Source organism: Burkholderia sp. Ac-20345 (assembly GCF_017104825.1).
GTDB classification, from domain to species: domain Bacteria; phylum Pseudomonadota; class Gammaproteobacteria; order Burkholderiales; family Burkholderiaceae; genus Burkholderia; species Burkholderia lata_B.
Genome location: NZ_JAAGPO010000003.1, coordinates 167,250 through 179,623 on the forward strand (window position 1 = coordinate 167,250; position 12,374 = coordinate 179,623).

Consider the following 12,374-nt stretch of genomic DNA (forward strand, 5'->3'; position numbering starts at 1 on the left):
GCAGTGTGCTTGGCGTCGATGGACGTTTTTGTGCGGTTTGATGGAGAAATGATGGAGCCGGAATGTGCTTGAATGCGGTGCGTTTCCATCGATCGCGATCTCGTCACGCCTTCGCGGAAATGGCGCGGAGTTCCTCGAGATCGAGGTCGCGCGTCAGTTCGTGCAGCGTGTGCTCGTCGATGTCGCCGGCGCGGTAGAGGCGCATGAGCTCGGCACGTCCCGCCGCGATCAGTTCCAGCACGGTATCCGAACGCGCATCGAGTTGGGACTTGTATTCGTCGGCGTGCCGCGCGTAGCGGGCCATGTCCTCGGCCTTGTGCTTGTGAATGTCCAGCAGCATCGGGTGAACGAGTTCGCCTGCCGCGTTGTATGCCCGTTTCGCCATCAACTCATACTGCACCTTGGCAATCACGGCCTCCGCCTCGCTCATGCTCAGGCGAGGCTTGTCGCTTTCCGGCGCCGCGAGCCCCGTCCAGCGGATCACGGCGCTGAGCGTCTGCCCCTGCACCAGCACGGTGGCGAGGATGACGGCAATGGCGGTGACGAGGATGAAATCGCGCCCCGGAAAACTGTCCGGCAAGCTGGCGGCGAGCGCCAGGGTGATCACCCCCCGCATGCCGGCCCAGCTCAATACCGTCGCATCGGCAAGCCCGAGCGGATGGAAGCGGGTCACGCCCAACTTCCGCAGCAGGATGAGCGCGCCGTCCGACACACACACCCAGGCAAACCGCGCGAGGATCACGGAAAGAACGACGATCAGCACCGGCACACCCATCTCCGCCAGCATCGTGTCGAGCCCGTCGCCCCGCTGGATCAACTCATGCAGCGAGGATCCGATGATCAGGAACACGAAGGCCTCGAGAATGAAGATCGTGACAGTCCAGAAGCCCGTGCCGTACAGGCGCGCCGACGCGTTGAGCACGCGATGCTGGAACCAGGCACAGATGAGCCCCGTGGTCACGGTGGCGATCACCCCCGAGACGTGGAAGCGCTCGGCCAGAAGATAGGAGCCCCACGCACAAAGCGGACTGGCGGCGATGACCAGGCTGTCTTCGTCGAGATGGCGCATCAGGAGCACCCAGGCGCCACCCACGACGGCGCCGATCAGTACGCCACCCAGCGCGAGCAGTGCGAAGCTGCCAAGGGCTTCGGCCGGACTGAACAGGCCCGTCACGCCCGCCGCCACCGCAAAGCGAAACAGCACGAGGCCCGTCGCATCGTTGAACAGGCTCTCTCCCTCCAGGAGGATCAGGAGGCGGCGCGGCAGTTTGACCTGCTGCAGCGCGGCGCGGGCCGAAACCGCATCCGGCGGCGCGACCAGTGCGCCCAGGGCCGCGCAAGCCGCCCAGGGCAGGGAGGGCACCAGCCAGTGGGTGACGAGGGCCACCACGACCGTGGTGAAGAGCACCGCACCAATCGCCAATGCCCCGACGCCCAGCATGTGCCGGCGCAGATGGTCGAGTGAAATTCCCAGGGCGCTGTCCATCAGCAACGGGGGCAGAAAGATCACCAGCACCAGTTCCGGATCGATATGCACCTCGGGCAGGCCGGGCAGAAAGGCGATGAACCCGCCACCGATGATCAGTGCGACGGCGGGGGGGAGCCCGAGCTTATGCCCGACATAGTGCAAGACAAGGATCGCCAGCAGCAGCGCGATCATCAATTCGAAAATAGCCATGGTGACGGTTTTGTTGTCAGAGCTTCGGTGGTGAGTTGCCCATGCGCGCTTCAGCCGGACGGAAGGCGCAATGCGGGGCATGGTTTCCAGGAGCCGGACGGCTTCAGTGTCCGGCCGGGAGTTTGAAGCGAGCCCCTTCTATTTCGTGATCCGGGCAAAGTCGATGCTGGAGATGTGAAGCGCGAGTATCATCGCGGCCCAGTTCGTCGGGCGGCCATTCCGCACGCTTGGCCGATAAATCTCGTCGCCCGGTTCGATAGGCATTCCACTCGCCGCACATAACCCTGTCCGTCTGGCATATCCTTTATGCCAGGTTTGATAGCCATAATGTCCGCCCGTTGAATCCCGCCATGAAAGCACCACCGTGCTGGACGTCGGTTGATCAAGAATATCGATCGTTGCGCAGCACCTCGATCGATCGCCAGAAGTCGTTTTTCTACGTGAATCAACCGCGCAATCCTTGCGCTGCCGGTTGATTCGCGCGCCGTCGCTGCATGCGTCGAGTGAGCGCATCATGCGGCGCCAGCGTTCCTCCGGTTCGATTTCGTCGATCGGAATCAGCTTTCCGCAACCAATCCGTGAATCATCGCTTCTTTCCAGTTCGCGAGAATCGCCATCGATTGACGAAGAGACATTTCCCTGATTTCTCATTTCGCACCTCGCTGCGCGCATGCAGTTGATCAGATCTCTGGAAAAGAAGTTTTCCAATAATTAAATCAAGAATCCAATTTTCATCTTGATTAAAGAAACAACCCGATTCAAAAACAGAGGAATCGCAGCGTGGCCGCAGGCGTGCAATGAGCGCAGGCCGGTTCCTACAAGCCGGTTCTGCGCGCCAGTCTGGCGAGGTCGATGACCGTCGCGACCAGCGCGGCCAGCAACACGGCGGCGAGTATCAGATAGCTCGGCGTCTCGCGGATCACGCCCGCGATCGGGTTGTCGGTCGCAGCAGACGAAACGGCGAGGATCAGGCCGTAGACGAGAAACCATCCGGTCGCGATCGTCAGCACGACAGCGGCGACCATCAGCAAGCCGATGATCCGTGCCACGCGCCGCCGCGATCCATGGCGCGCGTTCACTGGGTGCTGCGCAGCCGGTAGCCGACGCCGCGCATCACCTCCGGCATCCCGGACGCGCCCGCGCATTCGAGCTTCTTGCGCAGCCGGCTGATATGGCTGTCGACGGTACGCTCCAGCGCATCGATGTCGGCGAGGCAGGCGTCGATCAGTTCGCTGCGCGTGAACACGCGGTTCGGCGAGCCGGCCAGGTGCGCGAGCAGCCGGAATTCGGTCAGCGTCAGCGAGACGCTGGTTTCTCCGGTGTCCGTGCGAACCGTGGTCAGGTAGCTTTGCGTATCGATTTCAAGGTTGCCGACCTTGATGAAGCGTCCCGACGCGGCGGTTTCGAACCGACGCAGGATTGCACGGATGCGCGCGACCACCTCGGCCGGATTGAACGGCTTCGTGATGTAGTCGTCCGCACCGAAACGCAGCCCCTGCAGGCGGTCGATCTCGCGATCGAGCGCCGTGATGATGACGATCGGCGTGTCGCCGCGGCGGCGCAGTTCGACCAGGACTTCCCAGCCGTCCTTCTTCGGCATCCTGACGTCGAGCAGGATCAGGTCGGGCTTCAGTACGGGCTGCACGTCGAGCACGGCCTGGCCGTGACCGACGCGGTAGGTACGAAAACCGTCGTGGGCGAGGTAGGCGTCGAGTATTTCGGCGATCTCCGGATCGTCTTCGGCAATGAGTATCAGAGGGTTCATCGGGTTCACTGGAAGTGAGCGTGACCGGTAGGCGGGCCGGCGGCGCGGCACGTGCGCCGCCGGACTTCACCGTGCTTTCAGTCGTCGCGAACGGATCGGCGACGGCTCATGGCTCAGTTGTTCGCCACGTTGTTGGCGGGAGGCACGTCGGTGTCGATCAGCCCGCCACCGAGCGCCTTGTAGAGCGCGACCGCGTTGCCCAGTTCGGCGTTGCGCAGATCCAGCAATGCCTGGCGCGCGGCATACAGCTGCCGCTGCGAGTCGAGCAGTTCCAGCCGATCCTCGATGCCGGCGCGATAGCGCAGGTTCACGAGATCGGTACGGCGCTCGGCGCTCTTGACGACCTTCGCTTGCGCATCGATCTGGCGGCTGAAGGTCTCGCGCCCGGCGAGGCCGTCGGCCACTTCGCGGAACGCGGTCTGGATCGAGCGTTCGTACTCGACGACCGCGCTGGACTTGCGCACTTCCGCGAGATTCAGCTCGGAGCGCAGCCGGCCGCCCTGGAAGATCGGCAGCGTGACCTGCGGCGCGAAGCTCCACACGCGCTGGCCGCCGTCGAACAGGCTGCCCAGCCCCGGGCTGAGGAAGCCGATCGACGAGGTCAGCGACAGCCGCGGGAAGAACGCGGCGCGCGCCGTGCCGATGTCGGCGTTGGCGGCGACGAGGTTCTGCTCGGCCTGCTGGATGTCCGGCCGGCGGTACAGCAATTCCGACGGCAGCCCGGCCGGCAGTTGCGTCATCACCGGCTGGCGCTCCAGCGACAGCGGGTCGGGCAGGTTCTTCGGCAGGTCGGTGCCGACCAGCAGCCGCAGTGCGTTGCCCGCCTGCTCGACGGCGCGCGAACGCGCCTCGAGATCGGCGCTGGCGCTCGCGACCTGGCCTTCGGCCTGCGCGATGTCGACGCCGCTGGCCTGGTCCGCGAGCTTGAGCCGGCGCGCGAGGTCGAGCGACTGGCGCCAGTCGTTCAGCGTGCGCTCCGACAGCGCGCGCTGTTCCTGCGCGAGGCGCTCGGCGAAATACGCGTTGGCCACGGAGCCGACGAGCGCGATCTGCACCGCACGACGGCCGTGATCGGTCGCGAGGTAGCGCGCGAACGCCGCATCGGACAGCGATTTCACGCGGCCGAACAGGTCGATCTCGAACGCGCTGAGGCCGATGTTCACGCCGTACTGGTTCTGCGTGTTTTCGAGCAACGGCGGGTTCGATTGCGAGTCGGCGGGCGTGCGCTGGCGGGTGAAGCTCGCGCCGGCACCGATCGACGGCAGGCGCGCGGAACGCTGGATGCCGTACTGCGCTTCGGCAGCCTGGACGTTCAGCGCGGCCAGGCGCAGGTCGCGGTTGTTCTCGAGCGCGAGCTCGATCAGGCGCTGCAGGCGACGGTCGCCGAACATCGTGCGCCAGCCGAGATCGGCCGCGTTCGCGTGCTGGTCGGCCGCGGCAGCGGTCGTATAGGCGGTCGGCACCGGCATCTCGGGCCTGACCAGCTTCGGCGCCATCGAGCACGCCGACAGCGCGAGCGCGGCGGAAACCGCGGCGGAAAGAATGAGTGATCGCATGGCATCAACCTTCATGTTCGTGGGTCACGGTGGCGGGCTTCTTGCCGGATGCGCGCCATGCCGAGATGCGTTCCTGGATGCTCATCACGAACACGTAGAAAACCGGAACGAAGAAAATGGCCAGCACGGTGGCGGTCACCATGCCGCCGAACACGCCGGTGCCGATCGCGTGCTGCGTTTCGGCGCTCGCGCCGGTCGCGATCATCAGCGGTACGACGCCGAGGCCGAATGCGAGCGAGGTCATCAGGATCGGGCGCAGACGCAGCTTGGACGCCTGCACGGCCGACTCGATCAGCCCCATGCCTTCCTCGCGCAACTGCTTCGCGACCTCGACGATCAGGATTGCGTTCTTCGCAGACAGGCCGATCACGGTGATCATCCCGACCTTGAAGAACACGTCGTTCGGCATCCCGCGGAGCATTACCGCGCCGAGTGCGCCGATCAGGCCGAGCGGCACCACCAGCATCACCGACAACGGAACCGCCCAGCTCTCGTAGAGCGCCGCGAGCACCAGGAACACGACGACCATCGATAGCGCCATCAGCATCGGCGCCTGCGAAGCCGACTCGCGCTCCTGCAGCGACTGGCCGGTCCACGCCACCGTGAAGCCCGGCGGCAGCTGCGCGGCCAGATGCTCCATTTCGGCCATCGCCGCGCCGCTGGAGTACCCGGGAGCCGAGCCGCCGGAGATCCGCGCGGACGGATAACCCTGGAAGCGCACCAACTGCAGCGGGGTTTCCGACCAGACCGGGCGCACCACTTCGGACAGCGGCACCATGCCGCCGGTCGCGTTGCGCACGTAGAGCTTCATCACGTTCTCGATCTGCATGCGTGCCGGGGCATCGGCCTGGATGATCACCTGCTGCATGCGGCCCGCGTTCGGGAAGTCGTTCACGTAGGTCGAACCCATCGCGGCCGACAGCGTGTCGCTGATGGTCGTGAACGACACGCCGAGCGCTTCGGCCTTCTCGCGGTCGATGTCCAGCTTCACGCTCGTGCCGGCCGGCAGGCTGTCCGGATAGACGCCGGTCACCACCTTGCTTTGCGCGGCCAGTTCGAGCAGCTTGGCTTCAGCCGCCTTGAGCGCCGCGTAGCCCTGGTTCGCGCGATCCTGCAGGCGCATCGTGAAGCCCGAGCTGGTACCCAGCCCGTCGATCGCGGGCGGCAACAGGCTCATGACCGTGCCTTCCGTCACGCCGCCCATCGCGGCCTGTGCGCGCATCGCTTCGTCCATCGCGGTTGCCCCTTCGCGCTTGTCCCAGTCCTTGAGCACCGCGTAGTTCAGTGCCGCGTTGGAGCCGAGGCCGGAGAAGCCGTAGCCGATGATGGAGATGCTCGACTCGATGCCCGGACGCGATGCGAGATGCTTCTCGAGGGTCTTGACCACGTCGCCGGTTCGCTCGACGGTCGAATCCGCCGGGAGCAGGAAGCCGGTCATGAAGTAGCCCTGGTCTTCCTCGGGCAGGAACGACGACGGCAGCATGCGGAAGCCGAACACCAGCGCGGTGGAAATCGCGACGAACAGCAGCATCACGCGGCCCGTGCGGCCGACCAGCTTGCCGACGCGCGTTTCGTACCAGTTCGTCATGCGGTCGAAGCGGCGGTTGAACCAGCCGAAGAAGCCGCGCTTCTCGTGGTGGCCATGCTCGACCGGCTTGAGCATCGTCGCGCACAGGGCCGGCGTCAGCGTCAGCGCGAGCAGGGCCGAGAACATGATCGACACGGCCATCGACATCGTGAACTGCTGATAGATCACGCCGACCGAACCGCTCGACATCGCCATCGGCAGGAACACGGCCGTCAGCACCAGCGTGATGCCGATGATTGCGCCGGTGATTTCCTTCATGGCCTTGATCGTCGCGTCCTTCGGCGACAGGCCTTCTTCCACCATCAGGCGCTCGACGTTCTCCACGACGACGATCGCGTCGTCGACGATGATGCCGATCGCGAGCACCATGCCGAACATCGTCAGCACGTTGATCGAGAAGCCTGTCATCAGCATGACCGTGAAGGTGCCGAGCATCGCCACCGGCGCGACGATCGCCGGGATCAGCGTGTAGCGCACGTTCTGCAGGAACAGGTACATCACCAGGAACACGAGCACCATCGCTTCGATCAGCGTGTGGATCACCTTCTCGATCGAGATCTTCACGAACGGCGCGGTATCGAACGGGATCGAGTAGGTCATGCCGGCCGGCATCGTCTTGGCGATCATGTCGAGCTGCTCGCGCACGGCCTCGGCGGTCTTCACCGCGTTGGCGCCCGGCGCCAGCTGCACACCGGCGAAGGTGGCGGGTTTGCCGTTCTCGCTGTTGACGAAGGTGAACGTCTGCGGGCCGAGTTCGACCCGTGCGACGTCGCCGAGCACGACCTTCGAGCCGTTCGCGTTCGCGCGCAGCACGATCTTCGCGAACTGCTCCGGCGTCGTGAGCTGGCCTTGCGCGGTGAGCGGCACCGTGACGCGCTGGCCCGGCAGCGCGGGCGCCGCACCGAGGCTGCCCGGGGCGATCTGCACGTTCTGCTGGCTGACGGCCGTCGTCAGGTCGTTCATCGACAGGCCGTAGGTGATCAGCTTCTGCGGATCGACCCAGATGCGCATCGCCTGTTCGGAGCCGAACAGTTGCACCTTGCCGACGCCTTCGACGCGTCGCAGGTCCTCGACGACGTTGCGCGCCATGTAGTCGGCCAGCGCGTTTTCGTCATAGCGGCCGCTGTCCGACTTCAGGCCGACGAACAACAGGAAGCCCGTGGCGGCCGACTCCACGATCACGCCGTTTTGCCGCACGACGGGCGGCAGGCGCGGCTCGACCGACTTGAGCTTGTTCTGCACCTCGACCTGTGCCATTGCCGAATCGGTGCCGGGCTTGAAGGTCGCGGTGATCTTCGCCTGGCCGGAGGTATCCGACGCCGATTCGAAGTACAGCAGGTTCCGGACGCCGGACAGCTCGCGCTCGATGAGGCTCAGCACGCTGTCGTTCATCGTCTGCGGCGTGGCGCCCGGGTAGGTGGCGGTAATGGTGACGGTCGGCGGCGCGACCGACGGATAGCGCGCGACCGGCAGTTCGGGGATGGCGATCAGGCCCAGCAGGATGATGAAGAGGGCGATCACCCACGCGAAGATCGGGCGCCGGATGAAGAATTGGGACATGACTGGATGCTCCCTGTGACTCAGTGCGAGGAAGCGGTCTTGACCGCTTCAGGCGCTTTCCATGCGGTCGCCGTCACGGTCGCGCCGTCGCTCAGGCGCTCCATGCCTTCGACGACGACCTTCTGGCCCGCCTGCAGACCCGACTTGATGCGGTAGCTGCGGTTCGTCAGCTCGCCCACTTCGACGGCCTTCAGGTGCGCCTGGCTTTTCGCGTCGAGCACCCAGACCTGCGGCTTGCCGCCCGCGCGGACGATCGCCTGTTGCGGCACGGTCAGCGCGTTGTCGTAGTGCCCACGCGGGATGCGGGCACGCACGTACATGCCCGGCAGCAGCTCGCGCTTCGGGTTGTCGACCAGCACGCGCAGCAGCACGTCGCCGGTGCCCGGGTCGACGTTGACGCCCGAGAACAGCATGCGGCCCTTCACGTCGTAGCGTTTGTCGTCGTCGCGCAGCACATCGACCGGCAGCCCGTTGCCCGCGCCGTCCGGCTGGGCCGCGAGCGCGCCGCGCAGCGATTCGAGCGACGCGGCCGGCTGGCGCACGTCCACGTAGACCTGGTCGATCTGCTGGATACGCGCCATCGGCTGGCTGTCGCTGCTCGCGACCAGCGCACCCTCGGTCACGAGGGCCTGGTCGATGCGGCCCGTGATCGGCGCCTCGACGGTCGCGAACTTCAGGTCGAGCTGACGTCGCGCGAGCGTCGCGCGGGCTTGTGCGACGTCGGCGGCAGCCTGGTCGCGTTGCGACACCGAGTCGTCGTAGACCTGACGGCTGATCGCGTCGGCCTCGACCAGCGGCTTGAGCCGGGTGGTCTGCACCTTGGCCCGTGCGAGCGCGGCTTCCGCGCGTTGCAGGGCCGCCGCGGCCGTGTCCATGTCGGCCTTGAACGGCGCCGGGTTGATCTGGAACAGCGGCTGGCCGGCACGCACTTCCGTGCCCTGCTCGAACAGCCGTCGCTGCACGATGCCGCTGACCTGCGGCCGGATCTCGGCGATCCGGACGGCCGCGACGCGGCCCGGCAGGTCTTCGGTCAGGTCGAGGCGCGAGGCTGCCAGCGTCATCGCCGCAACCGGGGTGGCCGGCGCGGCGGCCTGCTGCTCGGAGGGCCCGCAGCCCGCCAGCATCGCCGCCACCAGCGCGCACACGGCGCCGTAGCAGGCTCGTTTCTGATTCTTCATGTGGACTCCTTGGGACGCAGGCACCCAATGGCCCGCATTTTCGGTTCGCAGTGTGGATGCGCCCGATGGAGTTTTTTGTGCGGAAAGATGGAGGTTTGATGGAGGAGGCGAAAGAATCGCGAGAGGGGGATGCGAGGGCAGGTCGAGCCCCAGGATGGCGGCCTTCGGGACGAGTGGGCGGTATCCGGAAGCGGGCCGGCCGGCACGGGAATGCCGCAATCGTCTAATGAATTGCCGGTGGCCGTGCGTGCCATCTGCATACCCGGGCCGGTGCCCGGGGGGATGCTATTGCGAGGTTCGCTTCGGTGGGGGCGGCATGCGCATCGTGCAGGCCACGCGCGCACCCTGTTCAGCGGTGGAGGGCGTGTGCGCCGCGCCGCGGGGCGGCAGGCCGGCGCGCGGGGCGCGTCGAGCGCTTGCCGCGAGGCCTACCGTGGGTCGGGATCGAGGGTGCGTTGCGGGGCGAGCGCCGCGTCCTTCCGATCCGGCGCCGCCGCGCGCGCCGATACGGGGCTGTCGGGCCAGCGCAACTCGAACGCCGTGCCGCCGCGCGCGGTCGGGCGGCACGATGCTGCTCCGGCATGAGCCTGCGCAATGGCGGCGACCACGGCCAGCCCCAGCCCGCTGCCGCCTTTCTGGTTGGAATGCGTATCGTCCACGCGCCGGAATGCATCGAAGATCCGGGCTGCGCAATCGGCGGGGATGCCCGGACCCTCGTCTTCGACCACCAGCTGGCACGCACCGCTTTCGACCCGCGTGTGAATGCGGATCGCGCCGGGCACCGCATAACGCCGCGCATTCTCCAGCAGCGCGAGCAGCGCCTGGCGCATCCGGAACGGGTCGCAGTGTACGGGCCGCGTATCGAGATCGAGCACTATGTGTTGACCGGCCGCGGCCAGCGAATCCTCGAACATCTCGACGACCGCCTTGACGTGCGTCGCCAGATCGGTCTCCTGGATGCTGACGCTCAGATGCCCGCTTTCGGCGAGGCTGATCACGCGAAGATCCTCGATCAGGCGCGTCAGTCCTTCCGCCTGGATCAGCAGGCTTCGGAACAGTGCCTCCCCCGGCTGGAAGACACCCTCCGCCAGCCCCTGCAACCGCCCGCGCAGGACCGTGACCGGCGTACGCAGTTCGTGCGCGATCGCGGCATTCCAGAATGCCTGCTCGTCCGTCATGCGCTGCAGCTGGGCCGCGAGCGCATTGAAGTCGTCCGCGATCAGCGCGGCCTCGCGAATCGATCGATCGCCGGCGACGGCGCGCGCGGTCAGGTCTCCCTTGGCGACGCGGCGAATGCTGTCCGCGACCGAGTTGAGCGGCACGAGGATCTGATGCGCGAGCCGGGTAGACACGACAATGGCGATTGCGAGGCCGATCAGGAGCGTGGTGCCCAGCCATAGCCACTCGGGGTTCGACGGGAACCAGCTCGCCTGGTAGCAGATGTCGGTCCAGTACCGGAGCACCAGGTAGTAGAACGCATAGAGCGTCAGCACGACGACCAGCGTGATGCCGAGCGCCAGCTCCGCCATCGACACCGCGATCTTGCGGCCCAATCCTCCAAGCTTCATTTCGTGCTCCCAAGCGTGGCGTTGCGTCGATTCACGACGGGACAGTTGTGCGGCTGGATTGCCGTGGCGTCAGGGGAGAGGCGTGACCGGGGTGGGTGAACGGTGTACCGGTCAAGGGTTGCGGAAGTGGCGCGGAAGGGAGCGGCGCGCCTCGGTGTGTCGAGGTTTCCGGCGCCGGGTGTGCCGGAGGTGCCATGTCGCCCGGGACCGGAAAGGGGCGGGCTCGTATCGACGGGATCGCTCCCGGCCGACAGGGACAGCGGCCGAACAGCTCGTCTTGCGCGGGACGGTATGGGTTCTTCAATCATGGTGTCCGCTTGGGATCCTGCTATTCACTCCATCGAATCGCAATATTACCGTACGAAATCGGCCACTCGATGACACGATGGTTCGGCGTGCGTTGGAACGCGCGGGACGCTGGCGTTACCGTGCGGCGCGGGCCGACAGGCGTGTTGCCCCTTCGGGTGACCGGGTGCCTCCCCGATGATTTCAAGTGATCCAGGTGCTTTCGAGGCAGGGGAATACCCTGCTTTTTTTTCTGAATAGTTGTTATGTATCATGACCTACATTGGGTAACGTTTTCTATCTTATGGATGCCCAAGGTGACTTGATCCGTCAGTGTCCGATGGAAGGGCGAGGATCGACGAAGGGTGTCGTGTGGTGTCGCTGCCGGTGCGAACGGGAAACATGAGCACACCGATGGACGTACGCAATCGAGTCGGGCGAGCGTTGATCCGGGAAGGAAATGAAGCATCGAACCGAATCGGTACTGGAAGTTTCATGATGGATCTCATATCTCCTGACATCGGGTTGTCCGTCGCCTTGCTGGCATGGGCGACAGGCACCTACGGCCTGAAGTTCGTCCGGAAGCGCAACCCGCTGCTCGGCGTCGCCTGGTGGGTCGTCACGGCTTCGTCCATCAATGCGCTGGTTTTCATGGCGACGGGCTGGTCATGCTCGTCCGGCATCGCGCATTTCCTCGACTTGTTCACGCGAGGGTTCGGCATCCCGGTGATTGCGGCTGCCGGCATGATGGCCGTCACGCACGAATACCGGCCGATGGCCCAGCAGGTCGTCATGTTGTTCGGGATGGCCGTGGTGGGAACGATGGCGCTGATGACGCTCGAATTCGTCGATATCGTCCTGCCGTATTTCTATGTCGCGATGTGGGCGTTGCTGGCGCTCTATCTCGTTTATTTCGTCGTGCGGTTGTTGCGTGCGGGCGAAGCGCTGCATGCGGTGACGACGACACTGGCGCTCGTGCTGTCGCTGGTCGTCGCGTACGTGGACGACCTGTACGAGATGCCTGGCAATGCGCACGGCTCCGTATTCGGCTTTCCCGTGCTGGCGTTGCTGACGTGGTCATATTTCGCGGTCGCGATCTATTACGCGTACTGCGCGCTGGAACGGAAGCGTCATGTCGAAAGGACCGGGGCTTCACGCGTGCTCCGGTGGCATGAATTTACCTCATTCGAATAGGA

General features: G+C 65.5%; 9 protein-coding genes. 1 reads left to right on the top strand and 8 read right to left on the bottom strand.

Features of this window, described 5'->3' with window-relative positions; translation table 11 throughout:
- Nucleotides 1–103 precede the first annotated feature (103 nt).
- From G3O06_RS02890 to G3O06_RS02925, 8 genes are all read right to left on the bottom strand, one after another.
- Nucleotides 104–1,678: a Na+/H+ antiporter gene (locus G3O06_RS02890; protein WP_205814895.1), complete on the bottom strand. Its 1,575-nt coding sequence runs from the start codon at nucleotides 1,676–1,678 to the stop codon at nucleotides 104–106.
- Nucleotides 1,679–1,816: 138 nt separating this feature from the next.
- Nucleotides 1,817–2,329, bottom strand: a complete 513-nt coding sequence (locus G3O06_RS02895) for a DUF3331 domain-containing protein (RefSeq protein WP_205814896.1) — start codon at nucleotides 2,327–2,329, stop codon at nucleotides 1,817–1,819.
- A 164-nt stretch (nucleotides 2,330–2,493) separates the two neighbouring features.
- The gene (locus tag G3O06_RS02900; protein ID WP_205814897.1) at nucleotides 2,494–2,727 is read right to left on the bottom strand and encodes a hypothetical protein; all 234 of its coding nucleotides are present in this window, start codon (nucleotides 2,725–2,727) and stop codon (nucleotides 2,494–2,496) included.
- 26 nt (nucleotides 2,728–2,753) lie between these two features.
- Complete coding sequence (locus G3O06_RS02905) at nucleotides 2,754–3,443, bottom strand: response regulator (protein ID WP_174997456.1); 690 nt, start codon at nucleotides 3,441–3,443, stop codon at nucleotides 2,754–2,756.
- 113 nt (nucleotides 3,444–3,556) lie between these two features.
- Nucleotides 3,557–4,999 carry an efflux transporter outer membrane subunit gene (locus tag G3O06_RS02910; RefSeq protein WP_205814898.1) on the bottom strand — a complete coding sequence of 481 codons (1,443 nt, stop codon included), beginning with the start codon at nucleotides 4,997–4,999 and terminating at the stop codon, nucleotides 3,557–3,559.
- Between the two features lie 4 nt (nucleotides 5,000–5,003).
- A complete protein-coding gene (locus G3O06_RS02915) occupies nucleotides 5,004–8,147 on the bottom strand; it encodes a multidrug efflux RND transporter permease subunit (RefSeq protein ID WP_205814899.1) in 3,144 nt (1,047 codons plus the stop codon).
- Nucleotides 8,148–8,167: 20 nt separating this feature from the next.
- Nucleotides 8,168–9,325: an efflux RND transporter periplasmic adaptor subunit gene (locus G3O06_RS02920; protein WP_174968577.1), complete on the bottom strand. Its 1,158-nt coding sequence runs from the start codon at nucleotides 9,323–9,325 to the stop codon at nucleotides 8,168–8,170.
- Between the two features lie 428 nt (nucleotides 9,326–9,753).
- Nucleotides 9,754–10,893, bottom strand: a complete 1,140-nt coding sequence (locus tag G3O06_RS02925) for an ATP-binding protein (protein ID WP_205814900.1) — start codon at nucleotides 10,891–10,893, stop codon at nucleotides 9,754–9,756.
- A gap of 780 nt (nucleotides 10,894–11,673) precedes the next feature.
- Between G3O06_RS02925 and G3O06_RS02930 the strand changes: the two genes are divergently transcribed.
- Nucleotides 11,674–12,372, top strand: coding sequence for a hypothetical protein (locus G3O06_RS02930; RefSeq protein ID WP_205814901.1), 699 nt, complete (start codon nucleotides 11,674–11,676; stop codon nucleotides 12,370–12,372).
- Nucleotides 12,373–12,374 lie beyond the last annotated feature (2 nt).